Raw genomic sequence first — 21,618 nt, forward strand, 5'->3', positions numbered from 1 at the left:
ATACATACGGTATGTATGTAACAGTGGATCCGCACTGCAAACACATGGAGGAACCATGGGAATCAGTACGTCACTCGGCCGCACGCACGAGGTAGATCTACCCGGCGGCCGCATCCGGTATCACGACACGGGCGAGGGTGCGCCGGTTGTCTTCGTCCACGGCCTGCTCGTCAACTCCGACCTCTGGCGCAAGGTCGTCCCCACCATCGCGGCGGCGGGTTATCGCTGCCTCAGTCCGGACTTGCCGCTCGGTTCACACGAAATCCCGGTCCCCGCAGCGGATCTCACGCCTCCCGGGGTCGCCGATCTGATCGCCGACTTCCTGGAGCGACTGGACCTCACCGACGTGACTGTGGTCGCCAATGACACCGGTGGCGCGATCACCCAGGTGTTGCTGACCCGTCGTCCGGAACGAATCGGCCGCGTCGTGCTGAGTTCGTGCGACGCCTACGAGGCATTCTTCCCCCCTGTCTTCGCGGCGCTGCCCGTGCTGGCGCGGGTTCCCGGCTCGCTGCGCCCGCTGACCGAATTGATGCGCATCCGTGCGCTGCACCGTCTGCCGATCGCCTTCGGTTGGGTGACCAAGCGCCCGGTCCCGCCGCAGATCGTCGACTCCTACCTGCTGCCGAGCCGGAAGTCGGCGGCGATCCGCAAGGATCTGCGCCGGTTCCTGAAGAGCGTGCATCGTCGCTACACGCTCGATGCCGCGACCCGATTCCCATCGGTGCGGATTCCGGTGCTGATCGCCTGGGCGCGCGAGGACAAGATCTTCCCGGTGAAGTTCGCCGAACGCCTGGCTGCCGAACTGCCGAATGCCACCCTGAAATTCATCGACGACTCCTACACGTTCATCTCCGAAGACCAGCCCGAGTTGCTCTCCGAAACGATCCTGGAGTTCACTCGGCTGCATGCAACGCCGTAGTCAGGAGGATCGCTCCCGCGCCACCCGAGCCGCGCTCGAGCAGGCCGGTCGCCGGTTGTTCGCCGAGCGCGGATTCGCGGCGACCTCGGCCGAGGAACTCGTCACCGAGGCGGGAGTCACCCGCGGCGCGCTGCACCACCACTACGGCGATAAGCGCGGTCTGTTCCTCGCGGTGCTCGAACAAATCGAGATCGAGAGCACCACGGAAATCGAAAACGCCATCGGCGCAGTGAATCCCGATGACATTCTCACCTCGATGGCCATCGGCCTCGGCGTCTTCCTGGAGATCTGTCAGCGTCCCGAGATGATTCGAATCACCCTGTACGACGGTCCCGCCGTGCTCGGCTGGCAGGCCTTTCGCGAGTTCGAGGCGCGCCACGGGCTGGGACTGGTCATCGCCGAACTGGAGCGGGCCCGCGATGCGGGGCTGATCGCCGACGCACCGATCCCGGTACTGGCCCAGCTGATCTTCAGCGCGGTCACCGAGGCGGGGCTGATCGTCGCGCACGCCACCGACAAGGATGCGGCCAGAGCCCAGGCGCAGCAGTCGCTGATGCTGCTCATCGGCGGCATCCTCCGCACCTGACGTGTGCGCCCTACTGCCGCGTCCAGCCAGCTCCTGCCGTACCGCCCCCTGGGTCGAGGGGCGGTCGAAGGTAGTCGAATGGTGTTCGCCAAGGCCGTATTCGACGCCCTATGACTGCGCTCGGCGAGCAGTCTTTGCGCGTAGGTTGTGCACCTTGTGTGGGGAGGGCAATGGATGTGCGGGGTTGGGTTATTGGATGGGGAAGTCGAAGTATGTGTTCGGGAAGGGCTCGTTCTTCAGGGTGAAGTGCCACCACTCTTCGGCGAGGTTTTTGAAACCGTGCTCGTCCATGAGGTTCACCAGCAGTTCGCGCAGGGCCCGTTGGGTACTGCTCGGTGCTGGGTCGGCTGTGTGGGCGAGTGGATCGAAGCAGTCGTAGCCCGTACCCAGGTCGAGGCTGTTGTCGCGGAATCGCTGGTCGGCGGGCAGTGTGCAGGCGCGCAGTGGATCGCCGCTGTGGTACTGCTCCTGATCCGGCGCCGGTAGTGCGACGATCGTGAGATCCAAGGTGCTGCCGCGACTGTGCCCGGACTTCTCCGCGATATACCCGTCCCGGAACAGATTTGCCTTCTCCACCGTCGGATAGAACTCCGCCCGCATCGTGGTGTCGCCGAGATCCTTTGCCCAACTGACGAATTGATCCACCGCGCGCTGCGGTCGGTAACAGTCGTAAGTCTTGAGCCCCAGCCCCATCGGCCGGAGTTCCCGCTGCACGTCGGCGAGCGCCGTGGCCGCCTCCTTGGTCAACAGACACTTCGGCGCTTCGTATCCGTTGATCCGCCCACCGATGAAGTTGTGCTCCCCGAAATACCGTGCATCGACAACGATCGTCGGATCGATCTCGGCCACCGATACGAACGCCGACTCGTCGGCTTTGGGCGAACTCGGTTTCGTGTTCCCACAAGCCGCTGCCCCGAAGGCGGCGACCCCGGCCAAAACCACTGAGCAGAACCGAATTCCGCGCATCCGAAGATCATAGCCGCGGCACTACCTTCCCGAACCGAGTTCCGCCCGCAACCGCCCGCCCAACTGCGCCGCCTCGGCAGCCGACCATGGGATCACCCCGTTCTCGGCCATTAGCGCATGGAACTGCTGCCGCTCGTATGGCGTGCCGGGAGCGAGTGGCTGGACATGCCAGTGCACATGGGCATTGCCCTGCTGGCTGCCCAATGAGAGCAGGTAGGTGCGTTCACACGGGACAACGGCCTCGACAGCGCGCGCGACCCGATGAACCGCCGCCTGCAATTGCAGGTACGCGTCCTGTTCGAAGTCCCCGGATCAAATGCTCGATGTGCGCCTTCGGAGCCACCAGAAAGTGCCCGTACATCGTCGGTTATCTCCCGAGGAACGCGATGTGCGTGCCGTCATCGAAGATGACCTCATGCTCCGAACCGGGCGCACCCGCGACCAGGTCGTAGATGAAACAGCCCCCTGATCGCACTCGCTCCGTATACCCGGCCAAATCGAATGGCAACCGGTCTCCGTGCACGGTTCCTCCCCAGGTAGTTCAGTCCGCGATGCCGAGGAATACGACGAGGTATCGGTCTATTCGCAGCATGTCTTGTTTCGACGCCTGCCCGATTCGGTCGCCCAACTTTTCGCGCGGCGCGGTCGTGACCTTGTCGACCATCACGTAGCTGGGCCGGCGCAAGCCATTGTCCTCGGTCGGTTCGAGCATCACCCGCGCCAGCGGTGCGTCGACATCGTTGGAGGTGATCGGGCAAACCGTCACCGATGCAGTGCTGTCGAAAGCGTCGCTTTGGACGATGATCACTGGTCGGGGTTTACCTGTGTAGCTGCTCCCGGTGGCGATGGTCCAGAGTTCGCCTCGTTTCACTCGTCATCCAGCGGGTAGCTGATGGCGTCCACGAATGCCTGGTCCTCGTCCTCGTGCGGATTTTCGGCGAGCAGCACGGATTGTCGGTGTGCTTCGGCCAGGAACTGCGGGCTGCGGGTGTCGGGCACCCAAATCTGTATGGGCCGCAGCCCCTGCTCTCGCATCCGGTCACGGTGAGCCTGCACGCGATCCTTTGCCGCCATGCGTGACATGTTACGCGCGCAGGGCGGGACGTGCTGCAACCTCGCGAGTCAACGCGCTCGGCCTTGCCTGGAGGTGGGCGTCGCCCATTCGTGAAAGGATGACGGTGTGCGTTTGTATCGGGATGAGGCGGTCGTGGTTCGCCAGCACAAGCTGGGTGAGGCGGATCGCATTGTCACGTTGCTGACGCGCCAGCACGGGTTGGTGCGGGCGGTGGCCAAGGGGGTGCGGCGGACGAAGTCGCGGTTCGGGGCGCGGCTGGAGCCGTTCGCCTATGTGGATGTGCAGCTGTATCCCGGGCGCAATCTCGACACGATCACCCAGGTGCACACCATGGAGGCGTTCGCCGCCGATATCGTCGACGACTACGGGCGCTACACCACGGCCTGCGCGGTGCTGGAGACCGCGGAACGACTGGCCGGTGAGGAGCGCGCACCCGCACCGAAGCTGCATGCGCTGACCGCGAGTGCACTGCGGGCAATCGCCGCCAAACAACGTCCGCACGAATTGATCCTCGACGCATACCTGTTGCGCGCCATGGGTTTTGCGGGTTGGGCCCCCGCGCTGGACGAATGCGCGCGCTGCGCCACACCCGGCCCGCACCGCGCGTTCCACGTCGCCGCCGGTGGCGCTGTTTGCGTGCATTGCCGCCCGCCCGGCTCCGCCACCCCGGCCCCCGGCGTCCTCGATCTGCTGATCGCCCTGCTGAAAGGCGAATGGGAGTACGTCGAGCAGGTCCCCGAGCAGGTCCGCAGACAGGCCAGCGGCTTGGTCGCGGCACATCTGCAGTGGCATCTCGAGCGTCAGCTGCGCACCCTGCCGCTGATCGAGCGGTCGCACCCGACCGATGGCCAGACCGTTTTGGCGTCCTCGACCGCAGGACAAGCTGGCTGACCTGCACACAAGTTCTCCACAACCATCAGGCAGGATAGGTTCCGTGATCCTCCGTCGAGACTCCGCCGCGCCGACCAGTTCGACCCGCGCACGGTCGGGTGCCGAACGCACCGTCCGCCCGCCGTCGCCGCACCCGTCGGGGGCGACGCCGCCGGAACTGCCGCCGGAGTTGGTGCCCAGGCATGTGGCGCTGGTGATGGACGGCAATGGACGCTGGGCGCAGGAGCGCGGGCTGCCGCGCACCGCGGGCCACGAGCGCGGCGAGGCGGTTTTGATGGACACCGTCGAGGGCTGTATCGAGATCGGTGTGAAGTGGCTCTCGGCCTACGCCTTCTCCACCGAGAACTGGCGGCGCAGCCCGGAGGAGGTGCGCTTCCTCATGGGGTTCAACCGGGATGTCATCCGCCGCCGCCGCGACGAGATGAACGAGATGGGTGTGCGGGTGCGCTGGGCGGGGCGGCGACCGCGGTTGTGGCGCAGCGTCATCAACGAACTGGAGATCGCGCAGGAGCTGACCAAGGACAACAAGGTGATGACCCTCACCATGTGTGTCAACTATGGCGGTCGCGCCGAAATCGCCGATGCCGCAAGGGAAATCGCGCGTCGCGTGGCGGCGGGTGAGATCGATCCGGAGAAGGTGAACGAGGCGGTGGTCGCCAAGTACCTGGACGAGCCGGATATGCCGGACGTCGATCTGTTCCTGCGCCCCTCCGGTGAATTCCGCAGTTCGAACTTCCTCATCTGGCAGTCCGCCTACGCCGAATTCGTCTACCAGGACACGCTGTTTCCCGATTTCGACAGGCGCAACCTGTGGGAGGCCTGTCTCCAGTACGCTTCGCGTGACCGTCGCTTCGGGGGGACCAAGTGAACGGCGGCAGCAGATGAACGGCGGCACCGATATGGACGCAGCAGTGACCCCCGAACAGGAGCTACAGGCCAGGGCGGGTGCCTGTCTGTCGCTCTACGACGTCGCCGTGCGGGTCGACGCCGATGGTTCGATCGGTTTCGAATACGAGGGCGCACTGTGCTCGCTGCGCGCGGTGACCTTGGCGCCCGGCCTGGACGTACTGACGCTGACATGCGTGCTGGCCTGGGACCGGCCGCTCAAGCCGCAGCTGCACAAGCGGGTCGCCGAGCGCAATGGCGCGATCCAGTTCGGTTCGATCACGCTGATCAGTCGGGGCAGCCAGGCCGATGTCATCCTGCGCTACACCTTCCCGGCCGCGGGCCTGGACGATCAGGCGCTGGCCACCATGCTGCTGCTGGTGCTCTCCGGCGCGGGTAAGGCCAGGCAGGGTCTGCTGCCCTGAGCCGGGCCGGGTCGACGCCATGACAGATGTCATGGGAGGTTCGTGACACTCGTGCGAAGTGTCGGACCGCTGATTGCGTGACCGTTGAGTCATGACATCGGCACTGACATCCACGGCCATCTTCGCCGCGGCGGGGGGCTCGGGCAGGCACCGGGCGTCGTCCGCGATCGAACTGCGCGATCTGCACAAGAGCTTTCGGCTCCCGGACGGCGGCGAGGTGCACGCCGTCGATGGACTCGACCTGACGGTCGCGCCGGGGGAGATCGTCGCCTTCCTCGGACCCAATGGCGCGGGTAAGACCACCACCATCGATATGCTGCTCGGCCTGGCGGCACCGGACTCCGGCAGTGTGCGCGTTTTCGGCGGGACACCGGCCGAAGCCCTTGCGGCAGGCAGGATTTCGGCGGTCCTGCAGTCGGGCGGGCTACTGCCCGATCTGACCGTGGCCGAGACGGTGCAGCTGGTGGGCACACTGCACGCGCATCCGCGCTCGGTCGAGGAGGTGCTGGCTCGCGCGGGGATCGCCGATATCGGTGCTCGTCTGGTCGGCAAATGTTCGGGCGGGCAGCGGCAGCGGCTGCGATTCGCGCTGGCTCTGCTGCCGAATCCGGATCTCATCGTCCTCGACGAACCGACCACCGGCATGGATGTCGAGGGGCGGCGAGAGTTCTGGAATGCCATGCGCGAGGACTCCGACCGCGGCCGGACCGTGCTGTTCGCCACCCATTACCTCGACGAGGCCGATGCCTATGCCGACCGGATCGTGCTGGTGCGCGCGGGCCGGGTGGTCGCCGATGGCAGCGCCGCCGAGATCAAGAACCTGGCCGCGGGTCGTGCGGTGAGCGCCACTTTGCCCGGCGCGGATCCGGCTCGGCTCTCGGCGATTCCCGGCGTCGACGAGGTCGAGCTGCGCGGCGACCGAATCATCCTGCACACCAAGGACTCCGATGCCGTCGCCCGCCATCTGCTGACCGAGACTACGGCAGTCGATCTCGAAATCACCTCGCACAACCTCGAATCGGCATTCCTGGCGCTCACCACGGGAGACAACTGATATGACCACTCTTGCCCCACCAGCGGTCTCGACGCGCGTTGCGCTCGGCGGTTTCAGCCTCGGCTTCCTGCGGCTGGAATTGCGTCGCATGCTGCGCAACCGGCGCACCATGATGTTCACACTGATCATGCCGCCGCTGTTCTTCGTCATCTTCGGACTGCAATCCGATTACCGGACACAGTCTTTCGGCTCGGGCAATGTCACCGGCTACGTCATGGTGTCGATGGCGGTGTACGGCGCGATGCTGGCGACCACGAGCGGCGGCGCCATGGTCGCGATCGAACGCGCGCAGGGCTGGAGTCGCCAATTGCGGCTCACCCCGCTGCGTCCAGTCGCCTATATCGCCACCAAGGTTGCCGTCGCGATGGTGCTCGGCCTGGTCTCGGTCGCCGCGGTATTCGTCGTCGGCGGTATCTTCGGCGCGCACCTGACGGCCGCGGCCTGGGTGAGCTGCTTCCTGCTCGCCTGGATCTGCTCGCTGGTCTTTGCCGCCTTCGGCCTGTTCGTCGGCTACCTGCTGCCCTCGGAGAATGTCATGCAGCTGCTCGGTCCGGTCCTTGCGGGCCTGTCCTTCGCGGGCGGTCTGTTCATGCCGCTGCACGGCTGGTTCGAGACGGTCTCCAAGATCTTCCCGACCAATGGCGTCGCCACCCTGGCGCGGATGCCCTTCGGCGATACCAGCACCGCATCGATCGCCCTCGCGATCCTCAATGTCATTGCCTGGGCCACGGTGTTCATCGGCGGGGCCGCCATCCTGTTCCGCCGTGATACCGCCCGCTGAGTTGTCCCGCGCATCCGGCCGCCCACCTACCGGGGTGCGCGGCCGGGCGACGTGGGGTGATGTTGCTGTTCGAGGTCGCAGGACCAAGGGAGGCCGCGCGATACCGGCGGCATCGGCAAGTTCGGTAGCGTCGGTGCTCGTGATCAGCCATTCCGCGTGCGACCGGTATCGGAATGTCGCATGCATGGAGGCGCGGCGATGGGGGTGAAGTCCGCGCTCGATGCGCTGCGGGGCGGAGCGGCGTCCGAACTGTTGGACCGGGTGGTCCGGGACGGGGGAGATGCGGTGGAGGGGAAGCCGCGTGGGTGGCTCGGCGGATTCATATCGGTGTCGTGGCTGTTTTATATGGTCGGGCCGATTATCCAGAGTTGGGTGAGCGGGGACCGGCTGACCGCGGTTCTGGCGACCGCGGCACTGCTGGCCTATGCGGCATTGATCGTCGGATCCTTCATCGTTTTCCGGCGGCCCAGTCACAGCGACCCGCTGCTGGACCGTCCGCTCGACCGGCGCATGTGGCCGACGCTCGCGGGTATGACATCGTGCACCGCGGCGCTGATCGCGCTGCTCGGCCCGGTCGCCCTGCCGACCTCGATCTTCGTCGGCGTGATCGCCGTCTTCCATATGCCGCCGCGCGAATCGGGATATGTGTCCTTCGCGGTCATGCTCGCGATGCTGCTTGTGCCGGTAGCGATGCCGAGCCTGTCCGGTATGCCGTTCTATGTATCGTTCGTGCCCGTCGTGGTCTGGGTGGCCAGGCAGCTCGGGGTGCGCGGTGAGCGGTTGGCCGAGCTGACCCGACGCCAGCGGGCCGAGCTCGCGATCGTCGAGGAACGCAACCGCGTCGCGCGCGACGTGCACGACATCCTCGGCCATTCGCTGACCGTCATCACGGTGAAAACCGAACTCGCGCAACGCCTCATCGATGTGGATCTGACGCGGGCCAAGGCCGAGATGGCCGATGTGGAACGGTTGGCGCGGGAGGCGCTGGCCGGGGTGCGCGACACCGTCGGTGGTCTGCGCGAGGTTACGCTGCGCGGTGAATTGGCCAATGCGCGAACGGCATTGACGGCCGCCGGTATCGATGCGGCACTTCCGGATGTCGCGCAACTGCCCGCTATCCGCGATAGTGAATTGTTCGGCTGGGTACTGCGCGAGGCGGTGACAAATGTGATCCGGCACAGCGCTGCCCGGCACTGCACGGTCATCGTGACCGGTACCGGCATCGACGTGGTCGACGACGGTCGCGGGATCGGCAAACCCGAGTCCGGATCGGGACTGTCCGGCCTGCGCGAACGGGTGCGGGCCGCCGGGGGAACATTGACGCTGTCCTCGCCTGAAGGAGGTGGAGTTCGTGTGCGTGCCACGGTGCCCGCTGTCGAGTGATCCGGAAATCGGCCGGGGTCGCGCATGATCCGACTGCTGCTCGCCGACGATCAGGCGCTGGTCCGCGGCGCCCTCGCCGCACTGCTCGGCCTCGAAACCGATCTGGAGGTGGTCGCCGAGGTCGGTCGCGGTGACGAGGTCCTCGCCGCCGTGGCCCGCACGACACCCGATGTGGCGCTGCTGGATGTGGAAATGCCGGGCCTGGACGGTATCGCGGTCGCGGCGCAACTGCATGCCGCCCATCCGGAGCTGCGCATCCTGATGGTCACGACCTTCGGCCGTCCCGGCTATCTGCGGCGTGCAATCGACGCTGGCGCAAGCGGATTCGTCGTCAAGGACACTCCGGCCCGCGAACTCGCGGATGCGGTGCGCCGAGTCCACATGGGCTTGCGTGTTGTCGATCCTGCACTCGCCACCGAAACCTTGACCGTCGGCACCTCGCCGCTGACCGCCCGCGAACGCGAAGTCCTCGCCGCCGCGGCCGATGGTGCGACCGCGGGCGCGATCGCCAAACAGCTGCACCTCTCGGAAGGCACTGTCCGCAACCACCTTTCGTCCGCCATCGGCAAAACCGGAACCACCACCCGCGCCGAAGCCGTACGCACCGCCGAACGCCTCGGCTGGCTCTGAGCCCTCTCCCGGGTACTCCTCGCCGGGCAGCAGCCGATTGCGCTACCGCATACCAGCGCCTACCTCGCAAGTCACCAATTGTGCGAGGTAGCGACTGGATATGCGGAATCGCATCCGAACTCGACGAGTAGGTCGCCTTGGGCTCGCGCCATCCGGCAGCAAACGCACGAAAGGGTCGGTACCGATGGCCGTGCCGACGCACTGGCGACTCTGATCCGTTCCGCCGCCTGACTGGGACCGCCGAAGTTCGCGTTGGGGACCGGCAGTCCAGCCGGTACGAAGACGAGCGAGCCCAGCGAATTCCACCGACGACCGCACAAGACGGGCAGCGGCGGCTGGATGCGACTCCTGCCGCCGCTGGTCTCGCTAGGGCTGATGCGCCAGCGGATCCGAGGCCCGCGTCGAAGGGCTGGAGCGCACATCGGACAGCGCGTCGGTCGAGTTGGCGACGGGCTGGTCGAAGGGCAGCAGGATCGCCACGCCACGTGCCAGAGTTTCCGGTTCGAGGTCGCCGATGATCAAGTGCTGCAGCATGAATCCCGGCAGCAGCCCGATCAGCGCGGTTGCCACCGCGTGCGTATCGGCATCGGCTGGCAGCCAGCCGACATCGCGCATCCGCTCGGCGTACTCGTGCCAGAGATCGCGCATGGCGAGAACCGCCGCTTTGACGTAGTCCGACGCATCGGGACGCACCAGAGCCAATGCCCAGGCCTGCGGTGCCAGCCGCACCCTGCCCTCCGGACCGCTCTGCGCGACGATGTATTCCGCGATCAGGCTGACGAACTGCGCCGGTGTCGGCGGCGGGTCGGTGCGGATCGCCTCGGTCATCCTGGCCCGCAGTTCGACGGTGGTCTCGGTGGCCAGCGCCGCGATGATGTCGTCCTTGCTCTTGAAATAGCGGTAGACCGCCCCGGCCGAGAGCCCCGATTCGCTGAAGATGTCCTGCATCGAGGTCTCGTAGAAGCCTTTGCGGGCGAAGCAGAGCTGGGCGGCGTCGAGGATCTGCTGTCTGCGGCGTTCCAGGTGTTCTTCGCTGACTCGGGGCATATCCCAAAAATAAAACGAATGCTCGTTCTTGACAAGTCCAACGGAGCGTGCGACGGTATCCACATCGAAAGAGAACGATCATTCGATTTTCGGGAGAACGTCATGAATACCACCCAGCGGGCGCTCGCCGTGGGCGTCGGCGCGGCCCTGCTCCAGGCCTTGATGCTGATCGCCTTCGCCTGGCCGGCGGCCCATATCGCGCCGCGCGATCTGCCCATCGCCGTCAGCGGCCCGCAGTCCGCGATGGTCGCCGACAAACTGGCCCAGCACGATCCCGACGCCTTCGATATCACCAATCCGGCCGATGAAGCGGCGGCTCGCGACGCCATCAAGAACCGCGACGTCTACGGCGCCATCATCACCGGCGGCGGCGCGCCGCGCGTCCTGGTTGCCTCCGGTGCGAGTCCCGTTGTGGCGCAACAACTCACCGCGATCGCCCAGCAGCTGTCCGGTGCCCCGGCCGCGGCGGTGGAGGATGTGGTCGCCGCCGATCCCGACGATCCGCGCGGTACCGCCTTCGGGGCAATGGTATTGCCGCTGGTCATGTCCGGTATCGCGGCCGGTGTGCTGCTCAGCCTGTTGATTCCGACGGTCGGTGGCAAGGCGATCGGCCTGGTCACCTTCGGTATCGCGGGCGGACTGCTGAGCATCGTGATCATCCAGACCTGGATGTCGGTGGTGCCCGGTCCCTACCTGACACTGGCCGCGGTCGGCGGTCTGGTGTCGTTCGCGGTCTCCGGCGCGGTCGTCGGGCTCGCCACCGCGGTCGGCCGCGCGGGCATCGGCATCGCCGCGCTGGCCATGCTCCTGGTCGGCAACCCGTTCTCGGCCGCCACCTCGGCCCCGGAACTGCTCCCGCAGCCGTGGGGCGCCGTCGGTCAGCTGCTGCCTCCCGGCGCCGCTGCCTCGCTGCTGCGCTCGGTCGCCTTCTTCGACGGTGCCGCCGCCACCAAACCTCTTGTGGTTCTGATCATCTGGGCCGTCGCCGCGATCGCCCTGCTCGGCGTCGGCGCACTGCGTGGCCGCCGTCAACCGGCCGATCCAGCGCCGGTGCCGTCCGGCGAAACGGTCGCCGTCTGACCGAACCGCGCCTGGAAATCGACTGCAGGCCACCGCTATCGGGTGATCCGGTAGCGGTGGCCTGCGGTGTGCTCAGCTGATGGTGCAGGAGAATGATCTTGATACGCAGCGACAGATCCATTTTGCCGCGCTCATTCTTGGTGTAACTCGGTGCGAGTGTGCCACTGGTGATTTCGATCGTCGTCTGATCCTGCACCAGTTCACCGGTGACATTCAGCGTCTTCGGCGCGACACCTTCGACCTGGGCCGAGGCCTTCAGCGGAAGGGTGGTCTGATTGTCCGAGGCCTGTCCGTAGACCACCGTCATGGTGTCGAGCAGGTGCTCGGCATCATGCAGCGTCTTGACCGATGTGGTGACTTTGCCGGTGGCCGAACCCTTTCCGGCACGGTCGGGGAGTCGAAATCTTCTTCGCGGGCGGTGGCGTCAACTATATGAGCGACGTCATATCTCGGCGTGGTTCGCCTTCGCGCATTCGCAGCAGGTGCCGAAGATCTCCATGGTGTGGCTGATCTCGGTGAAACCATATTCGCCCGCAATGGTTTCGGCCCAGGCCTCCACGGTCGGGCCCTCCACCTCCACGGTGCGTCCGCAGTGTCGGCACACCAGATGGTGATGGTGTCCGGTGGAGCACTGTCGATAGACGGACTCTCCGGTGTCGGTGCGCAGCACATCGACGAGTCCGGCATCGGCCAGCGACTGCAGGGTGCGATAGACCGTGGTCAATCCGATGCCCTCGCCGCGGCGGCGCAATTCGTCGTGCAACTCCTGCGCAGAGCGGAACTCCTCGATATCGCGCAGTAGTGCGGCGATCGCGCTGCGCTGTCGGGTACTGCGGATGCCGACCGGCTTATCCGGCAAGACCGTTTTATCTGGCACGTTCACCCTTCCTCGGCATGCGCCACGGCGTCGACAACTATATGCGCCAAGTGGTCGTCGACGAGTTCGTACAGCACCTCGCGGCCGGAACGTTCTCCGTGCACGACGCCCGCGGACTTCAGAATCCGCAAATGCTGGCTGACCAGCGGTTGGGTGACGCCGAGGACATCGACCAGCTCGTGCACGCAGCGCGGCGATTCGCGCAGCTGCAGCACAATGGCGATGCGCACCGGGGCGGCAAGGGCGCGTAACAGCTCGCCCGCGTCCTCCAGGACGGTCCGCGAGGGCACCGGCGCCGGTGCGGGGGACCGGTACGGGTTGTGCGGATGGGCGGTAGCGGTCTCGGCGGTCATCGAACCAACTCCTTATTGGAAAGCGATCCCATTTTGATATGCACAGTTGCGCATGTCAAACGCGCCCGCTCTGGTCCGCGTGACCAATTCGAGCCGGTGCGTCGAGCGCGACGACTCCTAATGCCTGTGGCGGTGCAAGATCGCTTGGTTCCGGCCGATACGCTGTAGGCAATCAAGTCCTACAACACATCAAATTCGATACGGCATACATAAGAGGCATCGGGCACGCCCGGTCCAGCCGATCCGAATCCGACTCGTAGTGGATGGAGAATTCTCGAGTGGCACCCAAGTCGAAGGTGGACACCGTTGCCAACCTCGCCAAGCGCCGGGGTCTGGTGTACCCATGTGGTGAGATCTACGGAGGCACCAAATCGGCATGGGACTACGGTCCGCTGGGTGTCGAATTCAAGGAGAACATCAAGAAGCAGTGGTGGCGTTCGATGGTCACCAGCCGCGAGGATGTCGTCGGCCTCGACTCGTCGGTGATCCTCCCGCGTCAGGTGTGGGTCGCCTCGGGCCACGTCGGTGTATTCAACGATCCGCTGGTCGAATGCCTGAACTGTCACCATCGGCACCGGCAGGACCACCTGCAGGAGGCCTACGCGCTCAAGCACAAGATCGACGATCCGGACTCCGTCTCGATGGAGCTGGTGGCGTGCCCCGACTGCGGCACCGTCGGCCGCTGGACCGAGCCCCGCGATTTCAACATGATGCTCAAGACCTACCTCGGCCCGATCGAATCCGAAGAAGGTCTGCACTACCTGCGCCCGGAGACCGCGCAGGGCATATTCGTCAACTTCGCCAATGTGATGACCACCGCGCGCAAGAAGCCGCCGTTCGGTATCGCGCAGATCGGCAAGAGCTTCCGCAACGAGATCACCCCGGGCAACTTCATCTTCCGCACCCGCGAGTTCGAGCAGATGGAGATGGAGTACTTCGTCAAGCCGGGCGAGGACGCGGAATGGTACAAGTACTGGATCGACACCCGCTTCTCCTGGTACACCGACCTCGGCATCGATCCGGAGAACCTGCGGCTGTTCGAGCACCCGAAGGACAAGCTGTCGCACTACTCGGCGGGCACCACCGATATCGAGTACCGCTTCGGCTTCCAGGGCAATGAGTGGGGTGAGCTGGAGGGCATCGCCAACCGCACCGACTTCGACCTGAAGACGCATTCGGAGCACTCCGGCACCGATCTGAGCTACTTCGACCAGACCACCAATGAGCGCTACACCCCGTATGTCATCGAACCCGCGGCCGGTCTGACCCGCTCGCTGATGGCATTCCTGGTCGACGCGTACACCGTCGATCAGGCGCCCAATGCCAAGGGTGTGATGGAGGAGCGGATCAGCCTGCGCCTGGATCGCCGGCTCGCGCCGGTGAAGGCGGCCGTGCTGCCGCTGTCGCGCAATGCGGATCTGACGCCGAAGGCGAAGGATCTCGCCGCGCAGCTGCGCAAGAACTGGAATGTCGAATTCGACGATGCGGGCGCCATCGGCCGCCGCTACCGGCGCCAGGACGAGATCGGCACGCCGTTCTGCATCACCGTCGACTTCGACACCCTCGAGGATCAGGCGGTCACCGTCCGCGAGCGCGATTCCATGGCGCAGGAGCGGATCGCGCTGGACAAGGTGGAGGGCTACCTGGCGCAACATCTGATCGGCGCCTGAGTCCGGTAACGACCAACGCCCGGTCGCACGCTCACCATCCGAGGACACCGCGCGCACCCGGTGGAGCGCCCGCTCCGCCATGGTGGACAGCGCGGCCGGTGTCGAACACCGTTGGGTGACACGGCAATCGCGGATCGGTGCCGCCAGGTCCGCGCCGAGAACGCCGCGATGCTGCGGCGTTCCGGCGCGATGGTTGCTATCTCGAGGAAATCCGCCCGGTGCGGCCGGGCGTCTGCGGTGATCGGCCCGCTGATCGCGGATTACCCTGCGCCGCAGCCGAATTCAGCGACTATCCGGTTTCCGTTGACTCGACTGGACGATCATCCCGATCGCGGTCGGGATCAGCAGTGCGCACCCCCACGGCACCGCCACCCAGAACGGCCAGAAGTATCCCGCGCCGGTCGCCACCCAGATCGTGAGGCACAGCGCGTTCACCGCGGCCCACGGAATCCACATGATGATGACCCACTGCGGCACCCGCTGGGCCACCGTCGCCGGTTTTCGTGACACGGGCAGATCCGACAGCAGCGGACTCAGCTCGCCGTAGGTCTTCGCGGCGTAGACCTGTTTCAGTCGATCGTCGTATTCGTGCAGCGACAACCGGCCGTCGTTCATTGCGACCCGCAATTGTTCGGCGATCTTGTCGCGGTCTGCGTCCGATGCCCGCAGCCTTTCCTCACCCACGGGTGCCAGCTTAGGGCCTGATGTCCTCAGTGGCAGTGTGATTCGGGGCTGTCGTAGCGATCGTGGTGCACCGCCTCGCCGACATGCTTCTGCCTGCCCAGCGGGGTGAGGTCCAGGAAATTGTGGGTGCCGATGTGGATGTCGCCGCCCCGGGCATAGGACGAATAGGTGTGGAACACCGAACCGTCGTCATCACACCAGAACACGCTGGTGCCGCCCTGTTCGCCCGCGATGGAGTAGCTCTGGCCCGCCGCCTCGAGTTCGGCCTTGGTGCGGTAGTTGTACTCCACGGGTGCGATGGATTCGTCCTGGGTGACGTGGAAGTCGTAATTGAAGTCGCTGCCGAACGAGGAGTACATCGGGAACGTCCACCCCATGCGTTCCCGGTACCCGTTCAGCCTCTCCCATGGTCCGCGGGAGATCACCGCGAAACTGGTGTCCTGGGCGTGCAGATGGGCTAGATGCCCCACGTTGTCGAGGGACATGGCGCAGCTCGGACAGCCCGTGTCCAGATCCCAGCGCCACATCATGTGGTAGACGATCAGCTGGCGGCGCTTTTCGAACAGGTCGGACAGCTCGACCTCGCCCGTCGGACCCTCGAATACGTACTTCTTATCGATGGCAACCATCGGCAGCCCGCGGCGCTTTTCGGCCAGCGCGTCCATGCGATGGGTGAGTTCCTTCTCTTCGGCCAGCAGGCTCTTGCGAGCAGTCAACCATTCCGCGCGGGATACAACGGCCGGACGATTCATGATCATCTCCTAGTTTCGGCAAGACCGGTCAACGTAGGTAGACCGGGCGGCGGCGCGGAAATCATCGGTCCGGTGCGAACGGCATGGAATTATTTCGCGGTGTTGCTCCGTTGACGGTCGATGTGCCGTATGTCACCTACTAGGCGGGAGTCGGATATGGCAAGAGCTGTGAAGTTCGATCGCTATGGCGGAATCGAAGAACTCCAGGTAGTCGAGGTGCCGACGCCGACGGCGGGCCCGGGACGGGTGGTTGTCGAGGTCGTCGCGGCGGGGATCAATCCAGGGGAGGCTTTGATCCGGACGGGTGCGCTGCACGAGCGCTGGCCCGCGACCTTTCCATCCGGCGAGGGCACCGATTTCGCGGGTCGCGTCGTCGATATCGGGTCCGGTGTCGGCGGGGTCGCGATCGGCGACGAGGTGCTCGGTTTCACCGACGATCGGGCCAGTCATGCCACCCATGTGGTGGTGCCCGCCGTGCAGGTCACACCCAAGCCGGCGGGGCTGGACTGGGATGTCGCGGGCTCGCTCTATGTCGCTGGCACAACGGCTTTCGCCGCGGTGCGGGCGGTGGCCGCGGGACCGGGCGATACGGTCGTGGTCTCCGGGGCCGCGGGCGGTGTCGGCTCGATCGCGGTGCAGCTGCTGCGGGCAAGGGGCGCAACGGTTCTCGGCATCGCGAGCGAGGCCAATCACGGCTGGTTGCGCAAGGTCGGGGTGGTCCCCGTGGCCTATGGCGCCGGGCTGATCGACCGGATCCGCGCGGCCGCCCCCGATGGCGTCGACGCGTTCATCGATACCTTCGGAGCCGATTATGTCGAGCTCGCAATAGAACTCGGCGTGCCGGTCGAACGCATCGACACCATCATCAACTTTGCGGCCGCCGAGAAGTACGGGGTGAAAACCGAGGGCAATGCCGCGGCGGGCACCATAGATGTGCTGGCCGAACTCGCCGGGTTGGCCGCCGCGGGCGTGATCGAGGTGCCCGTTGCCGCGGTCTACCCGCTCGACAAGGTCCAAGAGGCCTATCGCGAGCTGGAGCAGCGTCACACCCACGGCAAGATCGTGTTGCATCCCTGACGTCAGAGCGGTACGTCCCAGAAGTCGTACTCGTGGTGCATCCCCTGTAGGAAGAGCCGCTCCGCGCGGTCCGGATCGCCGCCCGCCTCGTCGAGCATTTGCCCGCAGCGGCGGGTCAGGGCGGTGAATCCGGGATCGGCGTAGGTGTCGACCCAGCGCCGGTACCGGGGCTCCGACGGCGGGTTCTCGGCGAGAATGGCGCCGAGTGTCGAGTACCCCCACATACAGGGGTACAGCGCGGCGAGGCCGTCGGCGTAGGACGCGGCCGATTCCAGCAGGAACGCGGTGTACGCTGCGCACGGCGCACCCTTCGTTGCGCCGTCGAGGTCAGCGCCGAACTCGGCGGCCAGCGAGCGGTGCAGCGACAGTTCCTCGTGGTAGGTGGCGTGCGCGAGGTCCACCAGATCACCGAGGTGTGTCGCGGGCGCCTGCCAGGCCAGCCGGGCGAACACCCGGACATAGTCCAGCAGGAACAGATAGTCCTGTTCGAGCCAGGATCGGAACACCGGCTCCGGCAGCTCGCCGGTGGCGATGCCGACTACCGTCGGGTGCTTCAGCTGGCTTTCCACCAGCGGAAATCCCAGCTCGTGCAGATGTGCCGTAAGACTGATGTGTGCCGCGGGACTCATGTGGGCAGTCTCTCTCAGTCGGAGCGAGTTCTGGTTTGCGCCCCGGTCTGCTGTTGCCGCACGCTGTGCGATGTGTCGTGGGATGAGGAGGATTTGGTGCGGGTGTTGGGTGCCTCGGAACAACGTTTCGTGCGCGCGGGGACCTACACGGGACGGTCCGTCACGGTCGTCGGTGATCTCGATACGACCGTGTTGGGAGCCGCCTTCACCGCGCTACAGCGTGCCTATCCGGTGGTGACCTGCCGGATCGCGGAGGACAGCACGGGCCGGGGGTATCTGCTGCGGCCGGGTGAACAGCCGGTGGTCGGCATGACGGCAAGTCAGGGGGATCCGGATGTGGTCCGGATTCCGGATTCGATCGATCCGGCCGGACAGCTCGCATACCTGGATGTCGTGCTCTCCGCGCGGGGCCGGTCGCGCGTCACGCTGTTCGTCCACCACAGCATCGCCGACGCTGGCCACTGCGTCGAATTGCTCTCCCGACTATGGGACTTCTACACCGATCACCTCGAATTCGGTACGACAACGGTGGTGCCGCACGACTACCCGCAATCACTGGAATGGCATGTGGCCGCGCGCGGCATCGCCCGCGGTTCGGTCTCCGGATTCGAGGATGTGACCCGCCCGCTGGAGGCCGCGGTCGTGCCGCCCGCACCCGCGATCGCCGCGCCACCATCGATGGTCCGGCCCCGGCGCATCATGCTGGACGAGCAGGCGACCGCGCGCATCATCGGCCTCGGGCGGGTGCCGGGTGTGACGGTCAACGGCTTGGTCACCGCCGCCCTGTTGCGTGCCTTCGCCTCGGAAAAGGCCGGGGTCACCGGGGATCCGGTTCCGCTCGGCTGCCTGTATCCGGTCGACCTGCGCACCCGCCTCGAGCCGCCGGTCCCGCGCGCCGAGGGCACCAATATGGCGGGTCTGGCGTCCTTCGCCGCCCAGGTCGACCGCTCCGCGGACATCCTCGAACTGGCCGAGCGCATTTCGCATCGGCTGCGACGCGACGTGGCCGAGGGTGTCGTCCAGCAGTCGGTCCTGCACTTCCCGAATTACTACGGCCCCACCAGAATCCACTCGCTGGCCGGGCACGTCGCGGTCACCAATACCGGTGCCGTCCCCGCCTTCCGGATCCCGGCGACCATCACGCTGACCGATTACGAAATCGTCTACGTCTCGGCGCATCCGCGTCCGTCCGCGGGTGCCGCCGCAGCGGTCACCTTCCTCGTATACACCTTCGAAGGCCGACTCACCGTCGGCGTACTCGGCGGCGGTGATGGCGATCGGCTCGTGACCGCGGTGCGCGACGAGTTGACCGCTCTCGCGGAGGAAGCCGTCAACACCTGAGGGCGCGGCGGCTTTCGCCGCGCTATTGGAAGGTGGCGTGCGTCGGTCGCATCACCATCACGACTCGGCGCTGGTGGTCGGCGACGGGGCGCTCATAGGGCAGGTCGTAGCGGCGGGCGAGCACATCGAAGAATTCGCCGTTCGGATCGGGCTCGATGGCCTCGATGACACCGCGGACCTCGAGATAGCGATAGGGCTTGTCCGGGTCGTTGATGCTCACCGCGACGTCGGGATTCTGCTTGGTATTGACGGCCTTACGCCGATCGATCGTGGTGGTGAAGCGCAGCCGCCCGCCGTCCCAGACCTGCCACACCGGCGTCACCTGCGGGGTGCCGTCGGGGTTGAGCGTGGCGAGGTGAGCGAACAGCGGTCGCGATAGTAGATCGGCGTGGCTCTCGGGGATCACGGGATTGTCCATGCCTTTAATGGTATCAAAGCTTTGATAAATGTCCTATCATTGACACTCATGGAAATGCCAGCGCACGAGCGGCTCGGTCTGGACGTCAAGCGCGCCGAGCAGGAGCTGATGGCCGTCAAACATGAGGCGGTCAAACCGCTTACGGTCCCGCAGTACGCCGCACTCTACGCATTGTCGGACAATCCGGGCATCTCCGCGGCCGCGCTGGCGCGCGCGTGTCTGGTTACGCCGCAAGCGATGACGGTCGTGCTCAAGAATCTGCAAGAGCGCGGACTGGTGGAGCGGACGCCGCACCCCTGGCACCGCGGTGTGCTGGAGACCAGGCTGACCCCGGCGGGGCGCAAGGCCTTCGCCAAGGCGGATGCGAAGGCCGCGGCCATCGAACGCCGGGTGGCGGATGCGTTCACCGCCAAGGAGCGCGAACAGTTGCGGAAGTTGTTGACCCGCTTCACCGAGGCACTGCAGCAGTGATGCCGGTCGGCGTGCGAATGCGGGCGCCGGATCGGTAGGTTCGTAGGAAAAGCTGATGGCGCGGCTGGTGATCGACGAAAGCGGGTGTTCGGATGGTGCGGATCAACGGAGACCGGGAACACCGGGGTGGGCTGGCAGCCGCCTCGATCGGGGCAGCTGCGCTGGGAGTCGGCGAGTTGATCGCCGCGACCCGCGGCGATTCGCTGATCGATGCCATCGGCCGGGTCATGACCGATATCGCGCCGGTGCCGGTGGTCGAGACGACGGTCGCGCTGTCCGGCAAGCACGATAAGGTCGCGACGCGGATCGGTGTCGGGACCGGTGCCATTGCCGCGACGGTCGGGCTCGGGGCGCTGTCCGATCGCGCGCGCACGCCCGCGGTCGCCGCCTTCGGTGCCACCGCGGCCGCGCTGGGCTTGCGCCGACCGACCCGATCACCCGCCACGGTCGCGGGTGCGGCGGCCGCTGCCGGTGTGCTCGGTATCGGGCTGCGCAGGCGGCCCCGTGGGCTGTTCGGCACGCTGGTGTGGGCGGGGGCCGGTGCCGGACTATTGGTGGCGGCGCGGGCGCTGAATCGCGACTACGACCGCAGGCAGCACGAAGCGATCGATCGCGTCGGCCCGATGGGCGGCATCTCGGTGGTGCCGCAGGACGGGTTGGAGGATGAGCCCGGACTGTCATCGCTGATCACCGCCAACCGGAGTTTCTATGTCGCCGACGTCAATCTGAGTCCGCCGCGCATCGATCCGGCCCGCTGGCGGCTGTCGGTCACCGGGCGGGTCGCCCATCCGCTACGGCTGTCCCTGACCGAATTGGCCGCGGATGCGGTGGAATTCGACGCCGTCATGGTGTGCGTGCACAACCGTCCCGGCGAACGTCGCGCGGGCAATGGTCGCTGGTACGGGGTGCCACTGGCCAAGGTGCTCGAACACGCGGTCCCGGAAACCGGGGCGACCCGACTGGTCACCAGGGCCGTCGACGGTTACACCATCTCGCTACCGGTCGAACCGCTGCGCTCCGGCGAGTGGCCCGGATATGTGGTGATCGGTGTGAACGGTGCGCCGCTCGCCCCCGAGCACGGCTTCCCGGCCCGCATCTTCGTGCCCGGTCTCTACGGTCAGTACACCGGCGCGAAATGGCTTGCGGAACTCGAACTCACCGATGACAGCCACATCGACTACTGGTGGAAGCGCGGCTGGCCATCGGAGCCGATGTGGGTGACGCCACAGGCGCGCATCGACGTGACCGCACCCGGCCGCGCGGGGGCGGGCACCACCAGCATCGCCGGTGTCGCCTGGGCGCCACCGCACGGCATCGACGGCGTGGAACTGCGCATCGATGCGGGCGATTGGCGCCCGGTCGATCTCGGCACCGAAACCGCCCCCGCCGCCTGGCGCCGCTGGCGGACCACGCTCGACCTGCCCGCAGGCGAACACACCCTGCAGGCCCGCGCCATCAGCCGCTCGGGCGAGGTGCAAGACGGCACTGCACGCTCACCCTTCCCCTCCGGCCCATCTGGCTTCCACACCGTCACCATCAAGATCTGACCGGGCGAGGCCGCTGCGCTCGCGCTGCCGCGGCGATCGAGGCCTTTTCGTTGGGTCGCGGACCCGCGCGGTAT

General features: G+C 66.2%; 27 protein-coding genes. 16 read left to right on the plus strand and 11 right to left on the minus strand.

Features of this window, described 5'->3' with window-relative positions; genetic code table 11:
- The first annotated feature begins 55 nt into the window (after positions 1–55).
- A complete protein-coding gene (locus ACWEO2_RS29980) occupies positions 56–922 on the plus strand; it encodes an alpha/beta fold hydrolase (protein WP_452408384.1) in 867 nt (288 codons plus the stop codon).
- Entirely contained in the window at positions 909–1,508 is a 600-nt protein-coding gene (locus ACWEO2_RS29985; protein WP_452408385.1) for a TetR/AcrR family transcriptional regulator, read from the plus strand. The genes ACWEO2_RS29980 and ACWEO2_RS29985 overlap by 14 nt, the downstream gene beginning before the upstream one ends.
- Before the next feature lie 189 nt (positions 1,509–1,697).
- On the opposite strand, the gene ACWEO2_RS29990 is transcribed toward ACWEO2_RS29985, so the two are convergent.
- The 4 genes from ACWEO2_RS29990 to ACWEO2_RS30005 form a co-directional block, all read right to left on the minus strand.
- Positions 1,698–2,474: a M15 family metallopeptidase gene (locus ACWEO2_RS29990; RefSeq protein WP_452408386.1), complete on the minus strand. Its 777-nt coding sequence runs from the start codon at positions 2,472–2,474 to the stop codon at positions 1,698–1,700.
- A gap of 21 nt (positions 2,475–2,495) precedes the next feature.
- Entirely contained in the window at positions 2,496–2,753 is a 258-nt protein-coding gene (locus tag ACWEO2_RS29995; protein ID WP_452408387.1) for a hypothetical protein, read from the minus strand.
- A gap of 262 nt (positions 2,754–3,015) precedes the next feature.
- Positions 3,016–3,282, minus strand: a complete 267-nt coding sequence (locus tag ACWEO2_RS30000) for a type II toxin-antitoxin system PemK/MazF family toxin (RefSeq protein WP_452408388.1) — start codon at positions 3,280–3,282, stop codon at positions 3,016–3,018.
- A 59-nt stretch (positions 3,283–3,341) separates the two neighbouring features.
- Entirely contained in the window at positions 3,342–3,548 is a 207-nt protein-coding gene (locus ACWEO2_RS30005) for an antitoxin MazE family protein (protein WP_452408389.1), read from the minus strand.
- A 106-nt stretch (positions 3,549–3,654) separates the two neighbouring features.
- Here ACWEO2_RS30005 and recO point away from each other — a divergent pair, with 106 nt between their 5' ends.
- The 7 genes from recO (at position 3,655) to ACWEO2_RS30040 (ending at position 9,598) form a co-directional block, all read left to right on the plus strand.
- Complete coding sequence (gene recO, locus ACWEO2_RS30010) at positions 3,655–4,440, plus strand: DNA repair protein RecO (protein ID WP_452408390.1); 786 nt, start codon at positions 3,655–3,657, stop codon at positions 4,438–4,440.
- 43 nt (positions 4,441–4,483) lie between these two features.
- Complete coding sequence (locus tag ACWEO2_RS30015) at positions 4,484–5,308, plus strand: isoprenyl transferase (RefSeq protein ID WP_452408391.1); 825 nt, start codon at positions 4,484–4,486, stop codon at positions 5,306–5,308.
- 13 nt (positions 5,309–5,321) lie between these two features.
- The gene (locus tag ACWEO2_RS30020; RefSeq protein ID WP_452408392.1) at positions 5,322–5,750 is read left to right on the plus strand and encodes a hypothetical protein; all 429 of its coding nucleotides are present in this window, start codon (positions 5,322–5,324) and stop codon (positions 5,748–5,750) included.
- 91 nt (positions 5,751–5,841) lie between these two features.
- Complete coding sequence (locus tag ACWEO2_RS30025) at positions 5,842–6,804, plus strand: ATP-binding cassette domain-containing protein (protein ID WP_452408393.1); 963 nt, start codon at positions 5,842–5,844, stop codon at positions 6,802–6,804.
- A 1-nt stretch (position 6,805) separates the two neighbouring features.
- Positions 6,806–7,585, plus strand: coding sequence for an ABC transporter permease (locus ACWEO2_RS30030; RefSeq protein ID WP_452408394.1), 780 nt, complete (start codon positions 6,806–6,808; stop codon positions 7,583–7,585).
- Positions 7,586–7,783: 198 nt separating this feature from the next.
- Complete coding sequence (locus ACWEO2_RS30035) at positions 7,784–8,968, plus strand: sensor histidine kinase (protein ID WP_452408395.1); 1,185 nt, start codon at positions 7,784–7,786, stop codon at positions 8,966–8,968.
- A 24-nt stretch (positions 8,969–8,992) separates the two neighbouring features.
- Positions 8,993–9,598: a response regulator gene (locus ACWEO2_RS30040; protein WP_452408396.1), complete on the plus strand. Its 606-nt coding sequence runs from the start codon at positions 8,993–8,995 to the stop codon at positions 9,596–9,598.
- A gap of 366 nt (positions 9,599–9,964) precedes the next feature.
- Here ACWEO2_RS30040 and ACWEO2_RS30045 read toward each other — a convergent pair whose 3' ends face one another.
- On the minus strand, positions 9,965–10,645 hold the full coding sequence (locus ACWEO2_RS30045) for a TetR/AcrR family transcriptional regulator (protein ID WP_452408397.1): 681 nt from the start codon (positions 10,643–10,645) through the stop codon (positions 9,965–9,967).
- Positions 10,646–10,747: 102 nt separating this feature from the next.
- Between ACWEO2_RS30045 and ACWEO2_RS30050 the strand changes: the two genes are divergently transcribed.
- Both ACWEO2_RS30050 and ACWEO2_RS30055 read left to right on the plus strand, forming a co-directional pair.
- On the plus strand, positions 10,748–11,725 hold the full coding sequence (locus ACWEO2_RS30050) for a hypothetical protein (protein WP_452408398.1): 978 nt from the start codon (positions 10,748–10,750) through the stop codon (positions 11,723–11,725).
- 79 nt (positions 11,726–11,804) lie between these two features.
- Positions 11,805–12,161, plus strand: coding sequence for a hypothetical protein (locus ACWEO2_RS30055; protein ID WP_452408399.1), 357 nt, complete (start codon positions 11,805–11,807; stop codon positions 12,159–12,161).
- Positions 12,162–12,167: 6 nt separating this feature from the next.
- Here the strand turns inward: ACWEO2_RS30055 and ACWEO2_RS30060 are convergent, their stop codons facing one another.
- Both ACWEO2_RS30060 and ACWEO2_RS30065 read right to left on the minus strand, forming a co-directional pair.
- On the minus strand, positions 12,168–12,602 hold the full coding sequence (locus ACWEO2_RS30060; protein ID WP_452408400.1) for a Fur family transcriptional regulator: 435 nt from the start codon (positions 12,600–12,602) through the stop codon (positions 12,168–12,170).
- 2 nt (positions 12,603–12,604) lie between these two features.
- A complete protein-coding gene (locus ACWEO2_RS30065; protein ID WP_354955947.1) occupies positions 12,605–12,955 on the minus strand; it encodes an ArsR/SmtB family transcription factor in 351 nt (116 codons plus the stop codon).
- 278 nt (positions 12,956–13,233) lie between these two features.
- On the opposite strand from ACWEO2_RS30065, the gene ACWEO2_RS30070 reads away from it, so the two are divergent.
- Positions 13,234–14,625 (plus strand): glycine--tRNA ligase, encoded by a 1,392-nt coding sequence (locus ACWEO2_RS30070; protein ID WP_452408401.1) that lies wholly within the window; start codon positions 13,234–13,236, stop codon positions 14,623–14,625.
- Positions 14,626–14,907: 282 nt separating this feature from the next.
- Here the strand turns inward: ACWEO2_RS30070 and ACWEO2_RS30075 are convergent, their stop codons facing one another.
- Entirely contained in the window at positions 14,908–15,309 is a 402-nt protein-coding gene (locus ACWEO2_RS30075; protein ID WP_354955951.1) for a DUF1707 domain-containing protein, read from the minus strand.
- 26 nt (positions 15,310–15,335) lie between these two features.
- Positions 15,336–16,061, minus strand: a complete 726-nt coding sequence (locus ACWEO2_RS30080; protein WP_452408402.1) for a DUF899 domain-containing protein — start codon at positions 16,059–16,061, stop codon at positions 15,336–15,338.
- 156 nt (positions 16,062–16,217) lie between these two features.
- Between ACWEO2_RS30080 and ACWEO2_RS30085 the strand changes: the two genes are divergently transcribed.
- Positions 16,218–17,138: an NADP-dependent oxidoreductase gene (locus ACWEO2_RS30085; RefSeq protein ID WP_452408403.1), complete on the plus strand. Its 921-nt coding sequence runs from the start codon at positions 16,218–16,220 to the stop codon at positions 17,136–17,138.
- Positions 17,139–17,140: 2 nt separating this feature from the next.
- Here the strand turns inward: ACWEO2_RS30085 and ACWEO2_RS30090 are convergent, their stop codons facing one another.
- Positions 17,141–17,767: a TenA family protein gene (locus tag ACWEO2_RS30090; RefSeq protein WP_452408404.1), complete on the minus strand. Its 627-nt coding sequence runs from the start codon at positions 17,765–17,767 to the stop codon at positions 17,141–17,143.
- A gap of 72 nt (positions 17,768–17,839) precedes the next feature.
- Between ACWEO2_RS30090 and ACWEO2_RS30095 the strand changes: the two genes are divergently transcribed.
- A complete protein-coding gene (locus ACWEO2_RS30095; protein ID WP_452408405.1) occupies positions 17,840–19,108 on the plus strand; it encodes a phthiocerol/phthiodiolone dimycocerosyl transferase family protein in 1,269 nt (422 codons plus the stop codon).
- A gap of 22 nt (positions 19,109–19,130) precedes the next feature.
- Here the strand turns inward: ACWEO2_RS30095 and ACWEO2_RS30100 are convergent, their stop codons facing one another.
- Entirely contained in the window at positions 19,131–19,526 is a 396-nt protein-coding gene (locus tag ACWEO2_RS30100; RefSeq protein ID WP_354955961.1) for a PPOX class F420-dependent oxidoreductase, read from the minus strand.
- Between the two features lie 48 nt (positions 19,527–19,574).
- Here ACWEO2_RS30100 and ACWEO2_RS30105 point away from each other — a divergent pair, with 48 nt between their 5' ends.
- Together ACWEO2_RS30105 and ACWEO2_RS30110 are read left to right on the plus strand one after the other, a co-directional pair.
- A complete protein-coding gene (locus ACWEO2_RS30105) occupies positions 19,575–19,997 on the plus strand; it encodes a MarR family winged helix-turn-helix transcriptional regulator (RefSeq protein WP_355181258.1) in 423 nt (140 codons plus the stop codon).
- 92 nt (positions 19,998–20,089) lie between these two features.
- A complete protein-coding gene (locus ACWEO2_RS30110) occupies positions 20,090–21,544 on the plus strand; it encodes a molybdopterin-dependent oxidoreductase (RefSeq protein ID WP_452408406.1) in 1,455 nt (484 codons plus the stop codon).
- Positions 21,545–21,618 lie beyond the last annotated feature (74 nt).

Source organism: Nocardia sp. NPDC004278 (genome assembly GCF_053602975.1).